The organism is Streptomyces sp. NPDC058955 (genome assembly GCF_042741435.1).
Lineage (GTDB): Bacteria > Actinomycetota > Actinomycetes > Streptomycetales > Streptomycetaceae > Streptomyces.
Window position 1 is genome coordinate 21,678 of the sequence record NZ_JBHYKM010000037.1, and the last position, 21,383, is coordinate 43,060.

Sequence of the window (21,383 nt, forward strand, 5' to 3'; positions counted from 1 at the left end):
CCGGCCGGACCGGCACGGTCGCCCGTGAACCCCGGGCGGGGTCAGTAGTGGGTGATGCCCGCAGCGAGCGTCCGCGTCCAGGGCGCGTCCACCGCCTCCGCATCGAGCGAGACCAGCAGGTGACAGAGCATCCCGACCGCGAAGAACTCCTGGACCTGCCGGTCGTCCCCGCCGGACGCGCCGCGCACGTACTCCACGACCCGGGCGTACCCCGCGCGGACCGCCTCGCGGATCACCGGCTCAGAGATCGCGGCCGCCTGGGCGTGCAACTGGACGAGAAGGAGATCGTTGTCGCTGATCAGGCGGGCGTACGCGTCCCCCATCGACCCCAGAACCGCTTCCGGCGAGCTGCCCTCCGCCTCCGCCGCCCCCTGCTCCAGCGCGGCGCGAACCCGGACGAAGCAGTGCTCGACGACGGCCGCGAACAGGGCCTCCTTGTTCGGGAACAGCCGATAGACGTACGCCTGCGAGATGCCGGCCGCCTTGGCGACCTCCGTGGTCGTGGTCCCGAAGTACCCCCGAGCCGCGAAGGCGCCGATGGCCGTGCTGAGCACCGTCTCGCGGCGCTCCTCGGACGTGGAGAGCTGTCGTTGCCGTTCCTTCTGCATAGGAGTAATTAACCACTCACACTTCTTCGCCGTCAACCCAGGACCGGGGGCCGAGGGCCGACCAGGCCCGGCGGGGCCGCCGAGGGGTGGCGGGCAGCTGAGGGCCGGCGGGGCGGGGAGGTCTCGCGGGGCGGGGAGGGCAGCAGCAGTTGCACGGGCGGTGAGCCCGGTCGGCGGTCCCGAACCTGCCGCTCCCCGTCCGTGCGGCGAGGCACCCCCAAGAGGTACACGGCGGTGGCCGGTCAGCGCGGCGTCCATCAGCGTTCCCCGGCGCGGCCAGGTCGCAGATCCTGCGGCCCCTCCCCCGGGCCGGCCCGAGCACCCGGGCCGCCGCTCCGTCAGCCCCTTCCGGGGGAACCGCCGTGATCACCTCCCTTCAGCGCGCAGCAACACTTCCGACCCGCTCTTTCACCTGCACGGGCCGGGTGAGCATGGTGACCACACCGCGACCCGATCCCGGGCGCGAGGAGTAGACAACTACAGGCAGCGTCAGCTCGGCGGTCAGCGACCCAGGCGACCCAGGATCCGGCACCACCACACGAAGCAGGAAACAAGCCCCACGCAGGCGTCGCTGGCGGGCTCTGAACAGCCCTCTCCATGCGCGCGAAGCAGGACTCCCCCGCCCGCCCTCGACCCCGACGCGGAGTCATCACCGTGGCTACCCCTGGCATGAGGTCAGAGTCAGTCGCCGCTGTGAACGTCCTCCGCGCCATCCCACCGCGGTCGCCCGACGCGTCCACAGCTTCCCCAACTGACACCCTGGCGCGTAAGGGGCCCGAGCTCTCCCCTCCTGCCAGTGGCCCAGCTGTACGTACACGCCGTACGCCGGCTACGTCCGTCCGGACGGGCAGACCTGCTGCTCCACGGGCTGCGGCATCCCCGGGGAACACGCCGGAGCACACGCCTCCGACCGAGCCGTTCTGGCAAACCGCCGAGGACATCAGCCAGGTCTTCACCTCGCTCCCCAAACCATCCTCGACGCAATACGGCTTCACGCCCGAGCGAGCCGAGCATGCTCGCACCAGTGCAAGTCACCGAGTGCCCGAACTCTCTGGAGTTGCACACGGAGCTGCAGCAGCAACGGTTTGAAAGCCCGGCGGCTGCTCCGGCGAGCTATATGCTCCACCCGCCGCATCGGCACCATCGTCCAAACTGTCCATACGCTGCTGACCTGCAACTGTTCAGGATGAAAGAGGCCGAAGGAATCGGCCGGCCTCCTCGCCTATGGCTTCACATCGAGACGCACGAGCGCGCCGATCTCCACGAGTTGGTCCGGCAGCGCCAAGTCGGAAACGCCCATGACCGTGCTCGCGGGCCGATGCCCCCCGAAGTACTCGGCGTGGAGGCGTGCTGTCGTGTCGAAGTTCTCCCGCAGGTTCCTCACCAGAACCGTGGTCTCCACTATCTGGCTACGCTCGGCCCCGAACTGCTTCAGCACCAGGTCCAGATTCTCCAGCGTGGTGCGGACCTGCAGTTCGAAGTCGCCGGCACCCACGAAGTCGCCGTGACGGTCATGAGACAGCTGCCCCGACACATAAACCGTGTCACCGACCTGAGTGGCCTGACTGTACCCGTACAACGATTCCCACGGCATGCCGAACCCGAATGCCTTCACCTGAGAACTCATGACTCACTCCCTTGATACAGCGCGCGGAACCGTCAGTTGCAGACAGGCCCCTTTCGCATAGAAGTTACTGGTCCACACAAACGATGCTTGTCTGGTAGCGCCTTCCAAGTGTTCTCTGGGCGCACAAAATCGGCTGCATTGGGCTCCTCCGGGCGCCGGAGTGATGAGTGGATCCTGTACGCCGACGACGAGGCCCTGCCTCCTTCCACACCCTCCGGCCGCAGATGTGAGGCTGAAAGAGGCTCGCTGAGCGTTTTCGGCTTCCCCACCCCAGGGTGACGCCGTGGCCCGCGCTTGAGTTCTGGAAGCGGTTCGGCTGGGGCCGCCGGACACAGGGGCTTCTCTGTGAGAGGTCGCGCGCGGGCACTTCGCCGAGGGGTCGGCCCGGCGCTTCGGGACGGACGATGAGCGCGGAGAGGATGGAACACGCGCTCGAAGTACCATCCCTGCAAGGTTCTCCGGCCGGTACTTCTCAACGTCCGCAGTGGCGTAGTCGGACGAAGTCATCCCTGGAGAGAGGACAGGGGAGAGGGCGATGAGTGTGGCTGAGAGTTGGTCGCGTGTGATGAGTCTTCTGCGGGAGCACGCGCCGGCCGATCACGCGGATCTGCCGGGGCCTGCTACGGAGCAGCTGCTCGCGGCAGCCGAAGGGCGGATGGGGATCTCCCTGCATGGGGACCTGCGGACGTGGCTGTTGCAGAACAATCTGGATCTGCCGGAGGAGAATCTCGACGACGACGTGATGTGCTGCGGCTTCGACGGGTTTCCCGACGAGGGCAGCTTCTTTCTGGGTGTCCGGGCGATGGAGAGACTTTACGCGAATCGCTCCACGTCCTGTGGATTCGACCCTCCGGATCAGCCGGACAACCCGTTCTGGCGTAACGAGTGGATCCCGTTCCTGTCGGACCAAGACGGCTGGAGCGGAAAGTTCATCGATGTGCGGGACGGGCGCGTCGGCAGCTGGTTCGTGGGTGACGTCACGGTCACGGGCGAGTACGAGTCGATGGCCGCGTATTTCGACTCCCTGGCAAAAACGCTGACGAGGATCGCCGATGGAGGCTCCCCGGTCTGTCGGTTCACCGAAGGTCGACTTGTGTGGTCGTGAGGCGGTTCTTGGCACGGCAGCGGGCCCGGCGGAGGATCTGCCAGGACTTGCGTCGGGTGATGCTTCGTTCGATCGGTGCTCGTGCCGCTGACAGGGCTCGGTTGATCCTCCGCTGGGTTCTGGTGAGGTCCCGGCCAGAAAGCCGTCCGATGGGTGCGGTCGCCCGAGAGCCGGCCCCGGCGCAGGCGTGGTCGGCGAGCACAGGGACGCCCTGGCGTTCGCAGCTCCGGATGATGTGGTGGGCGCGGGCCACGGTCGGGTCGTGAGTGCGGCCGGGCACCGCAGGTGGGATCCGCAGCAGCTTGCCGGTGGGATCGGCCACGACCTGCACCTTCAGGCAGCCGGGCCGCCGCCCTCGCCATGGGCTTCAAGCTCATCGCGTCAGACCAGCAACGCCGGCGGGCCGTGGACGCAACTTCACCTGGTCGCGCTCGTCCGGGCCCGCGCCCGCTTCGAGCGCGGTGCCTGTTCGAGCTCCGAGGCCCGCGCGGCATGAACACCACCGCCTGCCGCCGGGCGGAAAATCAGTGGCAGGCCCGGCCTGCCCGTGGTGAAGATCGCGACATGCCCAACTTCCTGGAGACCGACCGGCTCGTCCTGCGCGCGTTCACGGCGGCCGACATCGACCACTTGCTCGCCCTGGACAACGACCCCGAGGTCATGCGCTTCATCAACGGTGGCCGCCCCAGGAGTCGGGAGTCGATCGAGACGCGGACCCTGCCGCGGCTCCTGCACGACTACCCGTGCTGGGAGACCCGCGGTTACTGGGCCGCGCAGGAGAGGGGCACCGGCACGTTCCTGGGCTGGTTCGAGTTCCGGCCGTTGGAGGAGCACAGCCCCGCCGTGGTCGAACTCGGTTACCGGTTGAACCAGGTGGCGTGGGGGCATGGCTATGCCACCGAGGGGTCCCGGGCCCTCGTCCACAAGGGGTTCGCGGAGCTCGGGGTCGAGCGGGTCACCGCGAACACCATGGCCGTCAACGCCCGCTCCCGTCGCGTCATGGAGAAATCGGGCCTGTCCTTCGTCCGGAACTTCACCGGGGACTGGCCGGAGGCGATCGAGGGCTCCGAGCACGGTGAAGTCGAGTATGAACTCACCCGGACCGAGTGGGCGCAGCCTCGATAGACATCAACGGCCCAGTCCACGTCCACGACTCTTGACGATGACTCGCTTCACGGTCCCCTGCCCGACTGCGGCCACCACCGGGCGAGGATGATGACTCGGTGTTGGTCAGGGTAGAGGCAGTGCAATCGGCCCGGTTGGGGCCCGTGTTCGTCCGAGTGCACTCAGCTGTGGGCACCGCAGTGGTGCTCTGGCAGGGGGCACCTCAGGCAGTGGGTGGAGAGCATCATGTGGAGTGGACCGTGGGTGAGGACATCATCTGGGCGGAGAATGCCTGGGCAAGCGCTGATGAATCGCCCGAGATTCGCGAAGAAGGCGACCGCGTCGTCTTTCGTGGGCGGTTGAGCCACGACGAAGGCGGGGGCGCGGTTCTTGACGTGGGCGGCTCGGTGATCCTGTTCGATGTTGCCGACCCCCCTCTGCCGAATGCTGTCGAAGGGGCCTGGGTCGAGGTCCGCGTGGCACCGGGCAACGTCACGGTCTGGCCCTACGAAATCTGACCGCTTGTGGGCGGTCAGGTGGAGCGCCGATGCGCGGTCGACGCCCAGAGCCTGCTGCCGGCGGAGTGGTGAGGGGAGCGAGACCTCCCGCGAGGCGGGCCTGGGACTGCTGCCCCGTCGCCTGCGCCCGGGGGCGCAAGGGGACAGGTTCGCTGCGGCGCTGGCCCCGGTCTCGCCGCCGGGTTTGGCCGCCGGGCGCGGAGGTGACCTCGTAGTCGCTGGTCGGTCGGCAGGCGAGTCGATCGACGGGGCCGCGCGCTGCTCGGAGCGTGCTGTCAGGTGGCGCTGGAGACGAAGCCCTCCACCGTCGCCGTGAAGACCTGCGCATCGTCCAGCCACGGGTAGTGGCCGGCGCCCGGCTGGGTCCCGAGGGTCACCTCGGGGAAGAGCGACGCGGCGTCGGCGGCGGACTTGGCGGTGGGCCACAGGTCCACCTCGCCCGCGAGCAGCAGCACCTGGCAAGGCAGGGCTCCCAGGCGGCGCCGGAGGTCCTCGGTGTCGGGCGTGTAGTCCTTGTAGTAGTGCTCGCTGACGGGGATCGCCCGCTGGGCGGGGTCGGCGGCGGCGTGAACGCGGGCGGCTCGGTCCCAGCGGCCGTACATCAGTGGTTCGAAGGCGAGTCGATACGGTGCTGCCTCGGCGAAGGTGTTCGCGGCCTTCATGTGCCGGTACGCCGTCACGGCCTCGCTGTGCCAGGGCTCGGCCGCGCGGGCGGCGAGCACCTCCTCCGCGCCGGTGTCGGACGGCAGTCCGACGGCGGCGAAGGAGGGACAGACCAGGGTCAGGCTGTCCAGTCGGTCGGGGTGGGTGGCGGTGTAGAGCATGGCCAGGCTGCCGCCTGCGGAGTGGCCGAGCAGGTCGACGCGGTCCAGGCCGAGGTGGTGGCGCAGCGCCTCGACGTCGGCGACGAGGCGGTCGATACGGCAGGTGGCCAGGTCGGCGGGCATCGCGGAGGCCCCGGTACCGCGCGTGTCGGGCAGGATCAGGGTGCGGTGGGCCGACAGCCCGCCGAGGTCGCCGAGGTATGCGGCGGCGCGGCCGGGGCCGCCGGGGAGGCAGAGCAGCGGCGGGCCGTCGCCGAGCGTGCGGAAGGCGAGCCTGGTTCCGTCGTACGAGGTGAAGAACTCCATGACGGACAGCCTGGGGGCTGGTGACCGGGCCCGGCTATCGTTCAGCCACAGCTAAACGATCAGCGGGCGGGGTGGGCATGGCGGTGGAGATCCGGCTCTCGGCGGCCGAGGTGGCGCGGGTGCGGCTCGCGGTGTCGCCACTGGCCGAGACGGTGCTCGGCGTGCGGGCGGCGCTCGGTGTCGGCGGGCACGAGGTGCACCGGCCGTGGGTGCGCGAGGCGCAGCCGGTGCTGGCGGGAGAGCCCGAGTTGCCGCTGCTGCGGATGCTGCTCGAAGGCTGCCTGCCGTCGTTCCTGTTCCCGGCGCCGGAGGAGCGCCTGCCGGCGTTCGACGCCGAGGTGGCCGACCTGCGGTCGACGGACCCGGCGTACGTCGCGGTGGAGTGCGTCGCCGCACTGGGCGGCCAGGTCGGGAAACTGCCCGCCCCGGCGGTGCTGTTGGAGCGGATCGCCGATGCGCTGACGCGCTGCCACGCCCGGCTGGTGGCCCCGCGCTGGGGGCGGATGCGGGCCGTGCTGGAGGCGGACCTGGGTCGGCGCGCTGTGGCGCTGGTGGACGGCGGGGTGGAGGGGCTCTTCACTCAGTTGCACAGTGATGTGGTGTGGCGGGAGGGCGAGTTGATGGTGCGCGGGCACCGCCGCTCGGGTGCGGCGTGGACGGTCGAGGCGGGCGGGCACGGGCTGGTGCTGATGCCTTCCGTCTTCGGCTGGCCGGACGTGATCGTCGACTATTCTCCGCGCACCGCCGCCTCCATCCGCTACCCCGCCTCCGGCGTCGGGCTGCTCTGGGAACAGTCCCGCCCGACGTCCGCCGGCCTCAGCGCCGTCCTCGGCCGCACTCGCGCCGCGCTGCTCACCGAGCTCGGCGAACCCCTGAGCACCCCGGACCTCGCCGCCCGCGTGGGTGTCACCGCCGGCGCCGTCTCCCAGCACCTCGCCGCTCTGCGCGGTGCGGGACTGGTGACGACCCACCGTACGGGCCGTACGGCCGTGCACCTGCGCACGCGGACAGGTACGGCGCTCACGGCCCGGCCGTCGGGCTGACCTGGGCGAGGGGACGTCCCGCTCCGGGCGCCGCGCGATGGACGGACCCCGAGATCGCAGCCGATCAGCGGATCAGCGGATCAGCCGATCCGCCCATCCGTCGATCCGCCCATCCGTCGATCAGCCGATCGGTGGGGCGAGGTACTCCAGCGCGTAGCCGGTGCCGGAAGGAGTGACGCGGGCGATGCCGGGTGAGTCGAGGTGGGCGCCGGCTATGAAGTGGTGGGGTCGGGTCAGTTGTCGGAGCAGGGCCGCTCGGGCGGCGCGGGCCTGGGACTGGTCGCCGTCGAACTCCCAGGACACGTCGGGCTGATCGAACTGAAGCGTGGGAACGTGCACGGTGTCGCCCCAGACGAGAAGGTGGCCGGTGCCGCTCCTGACGTCGTAGACGCAGTGACCCGGCGTGTGGCCGGGCGTGGGGATGGCGGTGACCCACTCATGGATCGCTACCTTCTCCGACACGGGCACGACCCGGTCGCGGATCGGCTCGAGCCGCCCAGTGAACACCGAGGTGTCGCCCGCGCCGATCCACACGCGCTCGAGCTTGGTGAACGCCTCCGAACCGTCCGGCGCGATCAGGCCGCTCACGTGGTCTTCGTGCCGGTGGGTGATGGCCACGTCCGTGACGTGCGCGCGGTCGATTCCCGCTTCATCGAGCGCGTCGTAGATCAATCCCATGGTGGGGTCGTGCCAGGCGTTGGACGCGCCGGTGTCGATGAGAACCGACCGCGTGCCGTCGGTGACGAAGAAGGCGTTGACCGACAGCCGCAAGTTGTCGCCGACCAGCGGGACGGCGGCCGGCAGTTCGTCGAGCGTGCAGCCACGCTCGTCGCGCAGCCGTGTCGGCGGCATGTCGATGTACCCGTCTCGCAACGAGATCACCTGCAGATCGCCGAATGCGAACGTGGCATGGAGCGGGCCAGTTGAGATCAAACGCATGGAGCCTCCCTTGAGTTGGGCGCACATCGCGGATCTTCGATAGAAGATACAGCATCTTCTTTAGGAGACGCCCTACACTGTGCCAGCGCGGCAAGGTACCCATCCGATCGAGGAGCACGGTGGTCGAGCAAGACGGAATCGCGGCCGGACCACAGCACGGTGACGACCTGGCGGGCGCGTTCGGCGGCAACGTGCGGCGTCGCCGTGAGGAGGCGGGCCTGACGCTGGAGCAGTTGTCCGCGCAGTCGTCGGTCAGCCGGGCGATGCTGTCCAAGGTCGAACGCGGCGAGAAGAGCCCGACGATCGGCGTCGCCTCCAGGATCGCCCACGCGCTCGGCGCGTCGCTCTCGGACCTGATCGGTGCGCCGGCTGCCGCCGCGTCGGGTGTGGCCGTCGTCATGCGCAAGAGCGATCGGCCCGTCTTCCGTGACCCGGACACCGGCTTCGAGCGGCACATGGTGTCGGCGGCGCCGGGCGCGGGAGGAGCCGAGATGGTCGTCCACTACCTCCCCGCGCAGGTCTCCACCGGCCTGCTGCCCGCGTATCCGCCGGGTACGGAGAAACAACTCGTGGTGCTCGACGGCAGCCTCACCGTCGCGATCGGCGGAATCAACGAGACCCTGAACACGGGCGACTCCCTGTTCTTCCAGGCCGACGCCGACCACGGCTTCGCCAACCGAACGGACGCTCCCTGCCAATACATCATGGTCATTTCGCGCAGAACCTGAGCGGTGGCGGGTGGCGGGTCTGAAGGGAGGTCGCTGCCGCCGGTCGCGCCGCCGCTGGCGTCTACCGGCTCCAGTGGCGTACTGCGATCGCTGAGATCCCGCCGAGTCCCCGGTTCGACGAGTACGCACGGGGAGTCCGGCAAGCAGCCGGTCAACGCAGCAGGTGTCGTCGTTGCACGACGTGCACGGTGCGCAGCGCCGAAACGGCGCGCCCCATCGCGGCTGCTCGAACGTCCCGGATGTCAGGCGTCCAGCCGCTCCTCCAGGCGGACGGTCACAGTGTCCCCTTCCTCCTTGCCGATCGCCTTGCGCACGTCCGCCTTCACCGGCAGTTTGTGCGTGCCGTCGCCCAGGGCCATGAACGAGCTCTGGAAGGGGTGACCGTCGATCGTGCCCCGGACCTTCACCAGGCCGCGGGTGCCGAAGAACTCTGCCGACTCGGGCCACACGACATAGGTCCAGCCGCCCTTGTTCGGGCTCTTCCGCAAGGTCGCGGTGAACTGCTTGTCCATCTCGGGTGCCTCCTGGTCACGGGTTTTCGATGAGGATGAGGTCGTTGCCGTCCGGGTCACGCACAGCGAACATGGGCGGCACCCCGGGCCCCGCCCGCAGGACCTCCGCATCCGCATCGACGCCGCGTCCGCGCAGGTCAGCGTGGGCGGCGTCGGCGTCCGGTGTCGTGAGACGGATGCCGGCCGGGACGCCTTCGGGAACGAGCGCGATCGTCGTGGTCGCCCCGGGCGGTGCCACCTCGATCCAGCGCCCGCCGCCGAAGGGGACGTCCCGGCGTACCTCGAAGCCGAGGTCACCGACGTAGAACTCGATGGCTCTCTGCTGGTCGGTGACGCGCATCCCGACCGTGGCCACGTGTGTGATGCGGGTGGTCCTGCTCATCCCGTGCCTCCGATTCCTCGGTGTTCACCAGGTAAGACGGAGGCGGACGGGAAAACTCATCGCCGGCCTCCAAGTCCGAGAGGACGGGGCTCGTCGGCAGGGGTGGGTGCTCCCTGATGCCGCACTAGCGTCGTCGGCCCGGGAGGCCGGACCGTCGGTTGACGGCGGGCGTCGTCGCACTGTCGGTGCGGACCTGAGACGGCGGGTGCGTGGCGCGGGACGCCTGCTCTTCCGTCGATGATGCCGCGAGCGCCGTTCCGAGGCCGGTCCTGGCGTAGTGGACGACGCGGCCTCTTCGGTATCGGTCGACCAGTCCCGCCCGCAGCAGAATGCCGAGGTGGTACGAGACGGTCGCGCTGCTCCAGCCGGTCCTCCGGCTCAGTTCGATCGTGGACGCGGGTGCGTCGAGGAGAGTCAGCAGCGCGGCCCTGGTCACGCCCACGAGTCCCGTCAGCGCCGATTCCGTCAGCGCCGATTCCGCCGCGCCCGCCGGGCGCTCCCCGAGGGCCCCGATGCCGCGCGCCCGGTAGATCAGCACCGGCGGGTGCGGGCGCTCGGCAGCGAACAGCACCGGGCCGACATGCGTCGTGGCCGGCACGAAGAGGACTCCTTCGTCGGCCCAGTCGATGATCCCGGAGTAGGGGCGCTCCAGTACGAGCTCGGTGCCTGTCCACCGCATCCGCTCGCCGAGATCGCCGAACACCGTCGCCGCGCCGTGCGCGGCCATCCGGTCGGCACGGTTGCCGATGTCGGCGTCCAGAACCGCTCGGACCCGTGGCCAGTCCGGCGCGAGTACGGACTCGAACAGGGTCGCCATCGCCGTCGCGGCGGCGGTCGCCACGGCGGCACCACCGTCGCGTGCCACCAGCGCGAGCGCCGGGGGCATCGGCCGCCGCCACCGCTCGTAGACCGCCTCGCTCCGATGCAGCGCGAGGACGTGGGGCCATACACGGCGGCCGCGGATCGCGATGTCGAGCTGGTAGTCGACCTCCTCTGCCGGGGTCGCCGCGATGCGGGCAGCCACGTCGCCCGTCGACTCGCCCTGGCGCGGCACAGGCGTCAGGAAGTCCGGGGCGTAGCTGTGATCGGCGGGCACCAGCGCCTCCAGCAGCGCCAGCTGCCCGGGCGGGAGTGCCCGCCGCGCACGGGCGTACCACTCCCGTGCGTGAGCGGCCGGATGCCGGCCGCGGTGCCGCAGCACGCCGAGAACCTCCATGGCCGCGGACGTGGCGAACCGCGACCTGCTCCACGCCTGTGCGTCCAGTCGCACCCTCATCGCCATCCCGTGAGTGTCGCATCGCCGCTGGGGCGGGCCGATGGATTCGAAGGGCCTCGAATGCGTGGACGTCATCGCCGCCACCGCCGGATGGTGATCCGCGACCGTGTCACCACGACCGAGGAGGCGCTTTGAGCTCCGACCGAACACCTACGGGATCCGACCGCGACCGGCTTGCCGCCGCCGTCAGCCGGCGCGGCATCGTGCGCATGGGCACCGCCTTCGGCGCGATGGGGCTCCTGGCCACCGCCACCCCGGCTTCGGCTTCGGCTTCGGCTTCGGCTGTGGGCAACGCTTCGGACGACGACCCCGCGCTGCGCAAGCCGATTCTGGTGGGCGCCAACCCCGGCCTCCAGCTCTTCGACGCGTCTGGCTCGTGCACGGCCTACCTCTCCATCTGGCAGGTGGAGTGGTCCACCCATGGAGCGGGGAACGCCCTCGTGCTCTGGCGGCCGGACGGGGTGAGGGCCGTAGGGGAGGATCCGCACCTCACGCTCTGGCTGGCCGATCACTTCGTCCGCCACTTCCCCGAACTCGACGGCCTGCCCTGGTCCGCTCCCCGGTTCCACCGGTCCGCGGTCCAGGTTCGGCTCGACCTCGCGTCCGGGCTGCAGGCCCGGGGCGGAGGCATCGACGTGCGCATGGCCGAGGTGCTCGACCGGCGCGCCTTCGCCACCGACCGGTTCCCGCTGGGCGGCGTGGAACACAGCCTGAGCCTGGTCTTCGGCCCGTGCGGGAGTGCCCGAGCACGCGTCGACGGCCGTGTCCAGCCGGGCGAGATCAGGCTGGGAGGGACTCCGACCCGCCCGTCGTCTTCGGCGTTCCTCGCCGCGGCCGAGGTGTGGCGCGCCTGACGCTGGTACGAGGCGCCTTGGGCTCCGCCGTACGCCTGCCCCGAGGGCTGCGGCGGGCCCCCAACCAACCCTGTCTGAGGAGGTTCGAGCGTCTCCCGCGCGGGGCGATCGTCGGCGGTGGCAAGGAGTGAGTCCCCTCCCGAGCAGGGGCCGCGGGCAGGGGGCAAGAAGCAGGGGGGCGGGATTGAGCCTCAGGCTCCTGCCAACGCTCTTGACCAGCGGGTTCGTGTGGCTGAAAGTGGATCCCCTGATCGACTGGGGCGGGAAGCATGACACATGACGAATACGCCGCCCGTTGCGAGGAGCTCTTCGCAGTGGGCGGTTTCACGGAGGTCCGGAAGCTGGCCGAATCCGGTTTGGGGGAACTCGGGCCCGATCCGGTGCTCTACCGGTGGCTCGGCCTCGCGCACGCGGCGGAGGACGAGGACGACCACGATGACGAGGCGGAGAAGGCCTACGAGGCCGGGCTGGCTCAGTGGCCGGACGACCTCGGGCTGCTCGTCTCCTACCTGGAGCTGTGCCTCCGGGCCGACGCGTGGACGTACCCCGGGCGCGCCGCTCGGGTGGACCGGCTCAAGGAGCGGATCGCGGGGCTGGCGCCTGCGGGGTCGCCCGAGGCGGCACGGGTGGCGGCCGCGCTCGACTGGGCCGGGCGGGGCTACTGGGAGGACGTACGGGAAAGGACGGCTGCCGCGCGGACCGATCGTGCGGCCCTGACGTCCCACAGTGCCGATGTCGCTGAAGCCCTGGAACGGGGCGGCCAGGCGCCCGCCCACCCGGAGGACCTGCGGGCCGCCGAGGTCGCGGCAGCGCTGGAGCTGCTGGCCGGTCCGTGGCAGGCCCCGCTCCGGCTCTTGGTCCGCTATCGGGTGGCCGCGTACGTCACCACGTTCGTGCTGGTACTCGCTACCAACAAGGTGCTGGTACTGACCGGCACCGTCACCTACAGCGTGTGGGGCTGGATCTGGTTCGTACCCCTCCTGCTGGCCGACTCCAAGCTCAAGCAGGCCCGCCGGCTGGCCCGGCAGCGAGTGATCGCCGCGATGGAGGCCCGACACGCCGGAGCCACCACCGGCTAGGTTCCAGCACTGAACGCAGCAACCCCTCGCGTACGGACGGTGGGGGTCTGCGACATCGCCATGTCACCCGCGTAGGCACCGTCCGGCGGATCATGTGATTGCTGGCATCCAGAGGTGTCCGTTCCCTGTCGGCCAGTGTCGGGGGATGTGGCAGTGGTGAGCGGTGGGGATCCGGTGCTTCCCGCAGCGGATGGTGAACGGGAGGTCTGTGGGGAGTCGACGGCTGTACGGGTGGCTCGGGGCAGCGGTGACTCTGCTGCTCGCGGGATCCGCTGCCATGCTTCTGGGCAGGTCGTGGACCGCCTGTGACGTGGGGGTGAGCAACGCGGCCAACAGCGGTTTCCTGCTGTGGCTGTTCATCCCTGGCCTCTGGACGGTCCTGCTGCTGGTCTGGGTCGCGGTGGGCGGTCTTCTTGGGAACCGTCCCCTTCTCCATGCCCTGGCACTCGCGGTGACGCTCCTCGGTGTTCTCTGGTGCGTCCTCTCGATCTTCTGGGAGGGCGCCGCCACTCCTCCGTGCCCTGGCGGTGTGCCCTCGTGGTGGCCGGGCTTCATCCCCGTCCCGGGATTCTGAGAGATCGGTCCCGGTAGTTCACGACTTGAGCCAGAGGCGGACTGCTGCTGCGTTGGCTTCGGCGGGAGCTGTATGCCTTGTCGCCGCCGACGTGGTCGGACCGCGTCCGGGGTCGGCCGCCCCAGCGGGCGGGGAACCCGGATCCGGTCCAGGACCTCGATCATCTGTGGGCCGTCGCCGCCCCACTGGCCCGGAGTGATCAGGAGAGCCATCGGGCGGCAGCCGCCTTCCCCCGCGAGGTGGATCTTGCAGGTCAGCCCGCCCCGGAACCGTCCGAGCCCTTCATCAGGGCAGTGGTGCCGGGGCGTCGTCCCCTTTTCGGGACCCGCGGGTGCGGCCTTACGGGCTCCGGCCGCGTGCTGGTGGGCCCTGCAGGAGGTCGAGTCGACACCGGCCATGCCCCAGTCGATCCGGCCGGCCAGATCGGCGTGGGCCAAGACCGCCTGCAGGATCCGGCGCCAGGTGCCGTCCGCCGACCAGCGGAAATGCCTCTCGTGGACGGACTTCCAGGAGCCGTATCGTTCCGGCAGGTCACGCCATGGGACGCCGGTGCGGATCCGGAACATGATCCCGTTGAGCACGGTGCGGGTAATCGTTCCACCGCCCGCCCCGCCTCCGGAAGACCCGCCGCCGGCGTCGGAGGGTGGTGGCCACGTTTCGTCCAGCGGCGCCGTCCGGGTGGTGGCCGCGGCGGGCGGCGCCGGGGGCTCGGCGGGCGGCGCCTCGGGGTGTGCTTCGTCGCGTTCGCGCTGGGCTCTTGGACGGGTCAACCAGGGCCTGGATCAAGGGTATTGACCTTGGTTCGGGAACGTTGCGGAAGCTACGTGGTGTGCACACGTAGTGGCCGGAACGCGCCCTTGCAGCATCCTCGCCCGAGCGGGAAGACTCGCTGGAAGCGCTTGTCAGGATCACGGTGTGGCCCCGGAATCGGGCGTTCCCCCACGCGTCCACCTCGTGTTTCCCGGCGGCGCCTCACAGTCCTGCCCACGACAGGGTGGGTTTTTCCTCACGGGAAAGTGAAGATTCATGCGCGCCAGCATCCACAGCTGCATCGCCAGACGAGTCCGCCCGATCGCCCCCACCGCCGGGCCGGTTGCGGCCGCGCTCTCCGTCCCTGCCGCGAACGCGGCTCAGTTCGACACCTTCCGCACCACGACCGACACGCTTGCCGTCATAGCGGGCAGCTCAGGCATGCCCTTGATTCCGGGGGGCATGGCTTGAGGTACGAGCTTCTGGGGCCTGTTCGCATATCGGTCGGCGGCGAGACGTCGTCGGTCGGAACACACAAGATGGAAGTCCTGCTGAGGACGTTACTGGTCCGCAACGGGCAGGTCGTCTCGCTGGACCAGCTGGCGCAGGAGCTGTGGGGCGCGGCCCCGCCTGTGCGCGCGGACGCGTCGCTGCACGTCTATGTGTCGCAGTTACGGAAGATCCTCAACAAGCTGTCCCTCAGCGGGGACTGTATCGCCACCCGCTCCCCCGGCTACGTCCTGAACCTGGGGCGGGACGAGCTCGATCTCAACGTGTTCACCGCCCTTTCGGACAAGGGACGGCTGCAGATGAGCATGGGCGACCACGCCGCGGCGGCCGAGAGCCTGACGCGGGCGCTGGCGCTCTGGCGCGAACCCGTGCACGCGTCGTCCTTCGAGGGACCGATCATCCAGGAGTTCGCCAACGGGACCGAAGAGCTGCGCGTCGAGTGCGTGGAACTTCTCGCCCGTTCGCTGCTGGCGTCGGACCAGGCACGGGAAGCCATCCGGATCCTCTACTCGCTCACCGCGGAGTACCCGCTGCGGGAGGATTTCTACGCGCTGCTCATGGAGGCGCTCAGCCGGTCCGGACGGAGGGCCGACGCCCTCAATGTCTACCAGGCCGCGCGGAAGGCACTGCGCGAGGAGCTGGGCCTGGAGCCCTGCCGTTTCCTGCAGGAGACGCAGGAGTTCATTCTGAACGACCGGCTGGACGAGCTCCAGTTCCTGCGCACGGTCGGCGGCGGCAAGACGCAGCGCCGCCACCTGGCCGCCGGCACCGTCACTTCATGACCCTTCCGTTCGGCGCTCGGTTGATTCCCGCCGTCTTCACCAGTCATCCATTCCTGCCGGCCAACGAAGGACACCACCGTGCCCGGTATTGAGATATCGGAGACGTCCATCCCAGGGGCGTATCGCATCAGAACGAACCACCTACCGGACCGGCGAGGCCATTTCTACGAGGCGTGGCAGTTCAGCGAACTCCTCGGGCGTACCGGTCATCATTTCGAGATTCGTCAGGTGAACTACTCGGTCTCCAAGAAGAACACGCTGCGCGGCATTCATGGCACCACGATTCCGCCCGGTCAGACGAAGCTGGTCACGTGCGTGCGGGGCGCGGCGATGGACGTGGCGGTCGACCTGCGGGTCGGCTCGCCGACGTTCGGCCAGTACGACGTGACCTTGCAGGAGGCGGCGACCGGAATCGGCGTCTATCTCGCCGACGGGATCGGCCACGCGTTCCTCGCCCTGACCGACGACACGTGCATGAACTACCTCTGCGGCGCGGAGTACGTGCCGGGCACGATGATCGACGTCCAGGCGCTCGATCCCGCGATCGGAATCCCCTGGAAGCTGGACGGCCCTCCGATCACGTCGGACAAGGACGCGGCGGCCCCGACGCTCGCCGAGGCGGTCGAGCTCGGTCTGCTCCCCACCTACGAACAGGCGTTGGCATCCGCCGGACCGCGTCTTGTCTGAGGCGCCACGTCCTCCCGTGCGTCGTGGCGCGGAACACCATGTCGCACCGCCGGCGAGTCACCACCGCAATCTTGTCCAGGGAGTTCTGATGGAGCATTCGGGAAGCGTCAACCCTGTCCGTGTCGGAGTGATCGGATGTGCCGACATCGCGTGGCGGCGCGCGCTGCCCGCGCTGGCGGCCGAACCGCTCACCGAGGTGACGGCCATCGCCAGCCGGGGGTGGGACCGGGCACGGCAGTTCACCGACCGGTTCGGCGGGGAGCCCGTCGAGGGCTACGCCACCCTGCTGGAACGTGACGACATCGACGCGGTGTACGTTCCGCTTCCGGCCGTGCTGCACGCCGAATGGATCGATCGGGCGCTGCGCGCGGGCAAGCACGTCCTCGCGGAGAAGCCGCTCACCACCGACCGGGTCCAGGCCGAGCGTCTGTTCGCGCTGGCCTCGGAGCGGGAGCTGCTGCTCATGGAGAACTTCATGTTCCTCCACCACTCTCAGCACGAGCGGGTCGCGGCCTTGCTGGCGGACGGCGTCATCGGTGAACTCCGTTCGTTCGCCGCCAGTTTCACGATCCCGCCCAAGCCACAGGGTGACATCCGGTACCAGGCCGATGTGGGCGGCGGCGCACTGCTGGACATCGGCGTGTACCCGATCCGGGCGGCCGGCTTCTTCCTCGGCATGGACCTCGATGTCGCGGGCGCCGTCCTCCGGCACGAACGGGCCCACGGCGTGGTGGTCGGAGGGAACGCGCTCCTGACCACCGGTCAGGGGGTGACCGCGCAGCTCACGTTCGGCATGGAGCACTCCTACACCAACAGTTACGAGTTCAGGGGCAGCACGGGCCGCCTCTGGCTGAACCGTGTGTTCACTCCTCCGGCGACGTACCAGCCGGTCGTCCACGTCGAACGGCAGGATCACGCCGAGCAGTTCGTCCTGCCATCGGAGGACCAGTTCGCCCAGAGCATCCGGGCCTTCGCCCAGGCAGTGCTCAACGGAGAGCGCCCCGAGGACTGGTCGCGGAACTCGGTGCGTCAGGCGTCCCTGGTGGACGCCGTCCGGGCGAACGCACGCAACATCTCCTTTCCGTAGTCATCCAGCGGTGGCGGGCGACCGTCCGGCGTCCGTCACCGCTGCCGCGACCGCTCACCGTGTGCGTGCGGAGCGGTCGGCCGGGCCTGCGCGGGCGACGCGTCACCAGGGCCGGCGGGCGCCGTCGCGGCCTGCCCCGTGGCCGAGGTCCGGCGGGCGCCGGGCGGCCGTGTCATGGGCGGCGTGCGCGTCCGTCTTCTCTCCTGACCGATGAATCCGGCCGGTCGAATCCCTGTTTTCTGCCATCAGGTGGCGGTTCATCGCGGAATGACGAAAGAAAACCAGCGCCGAAACGCCGTGCGCGACGCGGCACAAGGTCTGGGCAAGGCTCGTTCCAGGCTGCTCTTAGAGCCTCTTAAGAAGCCTTTTGTGCCGCAACAATAGGGTGATCGTCACTGTTGAGGTTTTTCCGCTGCAGTGAGCATCATCCAGTGTCGTCCGGCTGACCGTCTCGGAGGGCGGTGAGGGGGTCAAGGCCATGTGCGCGGACCGGGGAGACGCAGGAGCGGATCCGGGCCTCGGTCTCCACCCCGCCCGGCGTCACCGTGCCGGCGACGTGCCCGCACCGACAGGCCGCGCCGTCCGGGTCCCGCGACATGCTCCGCCCGCCCGTTCCGGCTGCGTGATCCGCTCGGCCGGCACCTCGTTCGGGGGTGGTGGCACACCCAGGCAGTCACGAACCATCAGCGATCACGTCCCGCGACTCACCTTATGACGACAGAGGTGTCATCCGTGAAGGGAATAGTTCTTGCCGGAGGAACGGGAAAGCGTCTTTATCCACTGACCTTCGCCCTCTCCAAGCAGTTGCTTCCGGTGTACGACAAGCCCATGATCTACTACCCCCTGTCGACTCTCATGCTGGGCGGCGTGCGGGAGTTCCTCGTCATTTCGACGCCGACGGATCTGCCGCTCTTCCGGAAGATGCTGGGTGACGGCGCGGAACTCGGCCTGCGCATCTCCTACGCGGAGCAGCCGCTGGCCGCCGGCATCGCCGACGCCTTCCGGGTGGGGGCCGATTTCATCGGTTCCGACCCGGTGTCGCTGATCCTGGGCGACAACATCTTCCACTCCCCGGAACTGCCGGACGTCCTGGCGCGCAGCATGAAGGACGCCGACGGCTGCACGCTGTTCGGCCACACGGTCGCCGACCCGCGGCCGTACGGCGTGGTGGAGAAGGATTCCGAGGGAAACGTGATCGGGATCGAGGAGAAGCCGTCCCGGCCGCGCAGTTCCGAGGTCGCGACGGGTCTGTACGTCTACTCCAACGACGTCGTCGAGATCGCGCACGGCATCACGCCGTCGGCGCGCGGGGAACTCGAGATCACCGATGTGAACCGGGTCTATCTGGAGCAGGGCAAGGCGCGGCTCCACTCGCTCGGGCCGGACAGCACGTGGCTGGACGCGGGTACCTACGACGGTCTGCTGGACGCGACGCGTTTCGTACAGGAGCGGCAGCGCTCGGGCGGCCGGATCGCCTGTCTGGAGGAGATAGCGCTCGACAAGGGCTACATCGACGCCGAGAGCTGCTACTCCCTCGGGGAGAAGCACAAGGAATCGGGATACGGCCGGTATCTCATGGGGATTTCCAGCGAGACCGACTGGGGCGGGCTGGCATATGTCGCGCAATAATCGTGTGGCCGTCACCGGCGGCGCCGGGTTCATCGGGTCGCACTACGTGCGGCAGCTCCTTTCGGGTGCGTATCCGGAATTCGCGGACGCCTCCGTCGTCGTCCTCGACAAGCTGACGTACGCGGGCAACGAGGAGAACCTGGCTCCGGTCTCCGACGACCGGCGGTTCGAGCTGGTGGTCGGAGACGTCTGCGACGCGGACCTGCTGGCCGAGGTGCTCCCGGGCGTGGACGTCGTGGTGCACTTCGCCGCGGAGTCCCACGTGGACCGCTCGATCACCGGCCCGGCCGACTTCATGCACACCAACGTGCAGGGGACCCACACCGTGCTGAACGCCTGCCTGGACGCGGGTGTGCGGCGGGTCGTCCAGGTGTCCACGGACGAGGTGTACGGGTCGATCGACGCCGGTTCCTGGACCGAGGACCATCCGCTGGAGCCGAACTCGCCGTACTCGGCGTCCAAGGCGAGCGCGGATCTCGTCGCGCGCTCCTACTACCGGACCTACGGACTCCCGGTGTGCGTGACGCGGTGCTCGAACAACTACGGCCGCTACCAGTTCCCCGAGAAGATCATTCCGCTGTTCATCACGAACCTGCTGGAGGGTGAGCAGCTCCCGCTGTACGGGGACGGCAGCAACGTACGCGACTGGCTGCACGTGGACGATCACTGTCGAGCCATCCAGCTGGTGGTGGAGGGCGGCCGGCCCGGCGACGTCTACAACATCGGCGGCGGGACGGAGCTCACCAACCGCGACCTCACGGCGTGGCTGCTGAAGGAGACGGGCTCGGACTGGTCCGCGGTGCGGAGCGTTCCCGACCGCCCGGGCCACGACCAGCGGTATTCGGTGGACTGGACGAAGATCAAGAACGAGCTGGGCTACACGCCGCGCGTCGACCTGGCGGACGGGCTCGCCGACACGGTGCGCTGGTACGTGGAGAACGAGTCCTGGTGGCGACCGCTCCGCCGGACGGCACCCGGCCGCACGCCGGCCCCCGCTCCCCCACCGGAGTGACGGCCGCCCGGCCGCGGACACCTCCGGGTCCGGCCCGGAGCGCGCCGGTGACCGCCCGATGACGGCCCCATGACCGCCGACGACCGCCGATGACCGCTGATGGAGAGAGTACGGAGCAAGTCATGACGGAGCACGTATTGTCCTCAGGCACGACCCCTCAGGGCCCGGCGACGGGATTCGACGCACCGGTGACCCCCGCCGGCCGCGTCCTGCTGGAGCGGCTCAGCGAGCACCTGCCGCGGATCCGGGCCACCGCGGCGGAGAACGACCGCGACGGCAGGTTCCCCACCGAGACCTTCGACGCGCTCCGCAAGGACGGCCTGATGGGCGCGACGGTCCCCGCCGAGCTGGGCGGCCTGGGCGTCGACCGGCTGTTCGACGTCGGGGTCGTGCTCCAGCACGTGGCGCAGGCCGACGCCTCGACGGCGCTGGCCCTGCACCTGCAGCTCAGCCGGGGGCTGACCCTCGGCTACGAGTGGCGGCACGGCGGTCGGAACACCCGTGTGCTCGCCGAGCGGATGATGCGGATGATGGTCGCGGGCGAAGCGGTCATGTGCTCGGGCATCAAGGACGCCCGTGGCGCGGTGACCACGCTGCGGCCCGACGGATCGGGCGGGTGGCTGCTGTCCGGCCGCAAGACGCTGGTGTCCATGGCACCCATCGGCACGCACTTCTTCATCAACGCGCGCACGGACGGGATGGGCGATCCGCCGAGGCTGGTGTCCCCGGTCGTCCACCGCGACACCCCCGGGTTCACCGTCCTGGACAACTGGGACGGCCTCGGGATGCGCGCGTCGGGCACGATGGACATCGTCTTCGACGACTGTCCCATCCCGGCCGAGGACGTCATGGTGCGCGACCTCGTCGGGGCCCGCAGCGACGCGGTCCTCGCCGGCCAGACGGTCAGCTCGGTCTCGATGCTGGGCATCTACTTCGGCGTCGCGCAGGCCGCGTTCGACCTGGCGGTGCAAGCGCTCACCCGCCGGTCGGAGGCACCGCAGGCCGCGGCGCGGACCCTGGTGGCCGAACTGGACGCCCGCCTCCACACGCTGCGCGCCACGCTCGCCACCACGCTGACCACGGTCGACGCCCTCAACGCCGATCTGTCGGGGGACCTCGACGAGCGCGGCAGGCAGATGATGCGGCACTTCCAGCGCGCCAAGCTGACGGTCAACCAGATGGCCCCGGCCATCGTCAACGACTGCCTGACCCTGGTCGGCGGCGCGTCCTTCACGGGGGCCCATCCGCTGTCGCGGCTCTATCGCGACGTCAGGGCGGGCGGGTTCATGCAGCCGTACGCCTACGTGGACGGCGTGGACTTCCTCAGCGCGCAGGCGCTGGGGATCGAGCGGGACAACAACTACATGAGCACCTGGGCGGCCCGCTCGACGAGCAACGGAAATTCAGCGGATCCATCGCGTTGTACGCCAATGTCACGGTGAGGGAA

The 21,383-nt window shown here is 69.6% G+C and carries 22 protein-coding genes and 3 pseudogenes; 16 read left to right on the forward strand and 9 right to left on the reverse strand.

Annotated elements, in window-relative coordinates:
- Positions 1–41: 41 nt before the first annotated feature.
- The gene (locus ACFW1I_RS16875; RefSeq protein ID WP_384670396.1) at positions 42–608 is read right to left on the reverse strand and encodes a TetR/AcrR family transcriptional regulator; all 567 of its coding nucleotides are present in this window, start codon (positions 606–608) and stop codon (positions 42–44) included.
- 1,085 nt (positions 609–1,693) lie between these two features.
- Between ACFW1I_RS16875 and ACFW1I_RS16880 the strand changes: the two are divergent.
- Positions 1,694–1,798 (forward strand): annotated as a pseudogene (locus ACFW1I_RS16880) (IS5/IS1182 family transposase); the annotation flags it as partial.
- Between the two features lie 32 nt (positions 1,799–1,830).
- Here ACFW1I_RS16880 and ACFW1I_RS16885 read toward each other — a convergent pair.
- Positions 1,831–2,235 (reverse strand): RidA family protein, encoded by a 405-nt coding sequence (locus ACFW1I_RS16885; RefSeq protein WP_384670398.1) that lies wholly within the window; start codon positions 2,233–2,235, stop codon positions 1,831–1,833.
- A 535-nt stretch (positions 2,236–2,770) separates the two neighbouring features.
- Between ACFW1I_RS16885 and ACFW1I_RS16890 the strand changes: the two genes are divergently transcribed.
- Entirely contained in the window at positions 2,771–3,340 is a 570-nt protein-coding gene (locus ACFW1I_RS16890; protein ID WP_384670399.1) for an SMI1/KNR4 family protein, read from the forward strand.
- Here ACFW1I_RS16890 and ACFW1I_RS16895 read toward each other — a convergent pair.
- Positions 3,312–3,692, reverse strand: a pseudogene (locus ACFW1I_RS16895) (transposase family protein); the annotation flags it as partial. The gene ACFW1I_RS16890 and the pseudogene ACFW1I_RS16895 overlap by 29 nt on opposite strands.
- A gap of 212 nt (positions 3,693–3,904) precedes the next feature.
- Here ACFW1I_RS16895 and ACFW1I_RS16900 point away from each other — a divergent pair.
- Both ACFW1I_RS16900 and ACFW1I_RS16905 read left to right on the forward strand, forming a co-directional pair.
- The gene (locus ACFW1I_RS16900; RefSeq protein ID WP_384670400.1) at positions 3,905–4,465 is read left to right on the forward strand and encodes a GNAT family N-acetyltransferase; all 561 of its coding nucleotides are present in this window, start codon (positions 3,905–3,907) and stop codon (positions 4,463–4,465) included.
- Between the two features lie 239 nt (positions 4,466–4,704).
- Complete coding sequence (locus ACFW1I_RS16905) at positions 4,705–4,962, forward strand: hypothetical protein (RefSeq protein ID WP_384670402.1); 258 nt, start codon at positions 4,705–4,707, stop codon at positions 4,960–4,962.
- Between the two features lie 275 nt (positions 4,963–5,237).
- Here the strand turns inward: ACFW1I_RS16905 and ACFW1I_RS16910 are convergent, their stop codons facing one another.
- Complete coding sequence (locus ACFW1I_RS16910) at positions 5,238–6,092, reverse strand: alpha/beta fold hydrolase (protein ID WP_384670404.1); 855 nt, start codon at positions 6,090–6,092, stop codon at positions 5,238–5,240.
- Between the two features lie 77 nt (positions 6,093–6,169).
- On the opposite strand from ACFW1I_RS16910, the gene ACFW1I_RS16915 reads away from it, so the two are divergent.
- Positions 6,170–7,135, forward strand: a complete 966-nt coding sequence (locus tag ACFW1I_RS16915; protein WP_384670406.1) for a DUF5937 family protein — start codon at positions 6,170–6,172, stop codon at positions 7,133–7,135.
- A 120-nt stretch (positions 7,136–7,255) separates the two neighbouring features.
- Here the strand turns inward: ACFW1I_RS16915 and ACFW1I_RS16920 are convergent, their stop codons facing one another.
- Complete coding sequence (locus ACFW1I_RS16920; RefSeq protein ID WP_384670408.1) at positions 7,256–8,074, reverse strand: MBL fold metallo-hydrolase; 819 nt, start codon at positions 8,072–8,074, stop codon at positions 7,256–7,258.
- A gap of 119 nt (positions 8,075–8,193) precedes the next feature.
- On the opposite strand from ACFW1I_RS16920, the gene ACFW1I_RS16925 reads away from it, so the two are divergent.
- Entirely contained in the window at positions 8,194–8,802 is a 609-nt protein-coding gene (locus tag ACFW1I_RS16925; protein WP_384670409.1) for a helix-turn-helix domain-containing protein, read from the forward strand.
- A gap of 242 nt (positions 8,803–9,044) precedes the next feature.
- Here ACFW1I_RS16925 and ACFW1I_RS16930 read toward each other — a convergent pair whose 3' ends face one another.
- The 3 genes from ACFW1I_RS16930 to ACFW1I_RS16940 all read right to left on the reverse strand — a co-directional run bounded on the left by ACFW1I_RS16930 (position 9,045) and on the right by ACFW1I_RS16940 (position 10,978).
- Complete coding sequence (locus ACFW1I_RS16930) at positions 9,045–9,314, reverse strand: DUF1905 domain-containing protein (protein ID WP_384670410.1); 270 nt, start codon at positions 9,312–9,314, stop codon at positions 9,045–9,047.
- 16 nt (positions 9,315–9,330) lie between these two features.
- On the reverse strand, positions 9,331–9,696 hold the full coding sequence (locus ACFW1I_RS16935) for a VOC family protein (RefSeq protein ID WP_384670411.1): 366 nt from the start codon (positions 9,694–9,696) through the stop codon (positions 9,331–9,333).
- Between the two features lie 124 nt (positions 9,697–9,820).
- Positions 9,821–10,978, reverse strand: a complete 1,158-nt coding sequence (locus tag ACFW1I_RS16940) for a helix-turn-helix domain-containing protein (protein ID WP_384670412.1) — start codon at positions 10,976–10,978, stop codon at positions 9,821–9,823.
- 125 nt (positions 10,979–11,103) lie between these two features.
- Here ACFW1I_RS16940 and ACFW1I_RS16945 point away from each other — a divergent pair, with 125 nt between their 5' ends.
- The 3 genes from ACFW1I_RS16945 (at position 11,104) to ACFW1I_RS16955 (ending at position 13,479) form a co-directional block, all read left to right on the forward strand.
- Complete coding sequence (locus tag ACFW1I_RS16945; protein ID WP_384670413.1) at positions 11,104–11,826, forward strand: hypothetical protein; 723 nt, start codon at positions 11,104–11,106, stop codon at positions 11,824–11,826.
- Between the two features lie 269 nt (positions 11,827–12,095).
- Complete coding sequence (locus ACFW1I_RS16950; protein ID WP_384670415.1) at positions 12,096–12,905, forward strand: hypothetical protein; 810 nt, start codon at positions 12,096–12,098, stop codon at positions 12,903–12,905.
- A 247-nt stretch (positions 12,906–13,152) separates the two neighbouring features.
- A complete protein-coding gene (locus ACFW1I_RS16955) occupies positions 13,153–13,479 on the forward strand; it encodes a hypothetical protein (RefSeq protein WP_384670416.1) in 327 nt (108 codons plus the stop codon).
- A gap of 49 nt (positions 13,480–13,528) precedes the next feature.
- Here the strand turns inward: ACFW1I_RS16955 and ACFW1I_RS16960 are convergent.
- A pseudogene (locus tag ACFW1I_RS16960) lies at positions 13,529–14,091 on the reverse strand (IS5 family transposase); the annotation flags it as partial.
- A 414-nt stretch (positions 14,092–14,505) separates the two neighbouring features.
- Here ACFW1I_RS16960 and ACFW1I_RS16965 point away from each other — a divergent pair.
- The 7 genes from ACFW1I_RS16965 to ACFW1I_RS16995 all read left to right on the forward strand — a co-directional run bounded on the left by ACFW1I_RS16965 (position 14,506) and on the right by ACFW1I_RS16995 (position 21,378).
- Positions 14,506–14,700 (forward strand): hypothetical protein, encoded by a 195-nt coding sequence (locus ACFW1I_RS16965; RefSeq protein ID WP_384670418.1) that lies wholly within the window; start codon positions 14,506–14,508, stop codon positions 14,698–14,700.
- A gap of 68 nt (positions 14,701–14,768) precedes the next feature.
- Positions 14,769–15,521, forward strand: a complete 753-nt coding sequence (locus ACFW1I_RS16970; RefSeq protein WP_384670419.1) for a BTAD domain-containing putative transcriptional regulator — start codon at positions 14,769–14,771, stop codon at positions 15,519–15,521.
- Between the two features lie 87 nt (positions 15,522–15,608).
- Positions 15,609–16,208 carry a dTDP-4-dehydrorhamnose 3,5-epimerase family protein gene (locus tag ACFW1I_RS16975; RefSeq protein ID WP_384670436.1) on the forward strand — a complete coding sequence of 200 codons (600 nt, stop codon included), beginning with the start codon at positions 15,609–15,611 and terminating at the stop codon, positions 16,206–16,208.
- 88 nt (positions 16,209–16,296) lie between these two features.
- Positions 16,297–17,295, forward strand: coding sequence for a Gfo/Idh/MocA family protein (locus tag ACFW1I_RS16980; RefSeq protein WP_384670420.1), 999 nt, complete (start codon positions 16,297–16,299; stop codon positions 17,293–17,295).
- Positions 17,296–18,027: 732 nt separating this feature from the next.
- The gene (gene rfbA, locus ACFW1I_RS16985) at positions 18,028–18,924 is read left to right on the forward strand and encodes a glucose-1-phosphate thymidylyltransferase RfbA (protein ID WP_384670422.1); all 897 of its coding nucleotides are present in this window, start codon (positions 18,028–18,030) and stop codon (positions 18,922–18,924) included.
- Positions 18,911–19,936 (forward strand): dTDP-glucose 4,6-dehydratase, encoded by a 1,026-nt coding sequence (gene rfbB, locus ACFW1I_RS16990; protein WP_384670423.1) that lies wholly within the window; start codon positions 18,911–18,913, stop codon positions 19,934–19,936. Before rfbA ends, rfbB begins: the two co-directional genes overlap by 14 nt.
- A gap of 122 nt (positions 19,937–20,058) precedes the next feature.
- The gene (locus tag ACFW1I_RS16995) at positions 20,059–21,378 is read left to right on the forward strand and encodes an acyl-CoA dehydrogenase family protein (RefSeq protein ID WP_384670425.1); all 1,320 of its coding nucleotides are present in this window, start codon (positions 20,059–20,061) and stop codon (positions 21,376–21,378) included.
- Positions 21,379–21,383 lie beyond the last annotated feature (5 nt).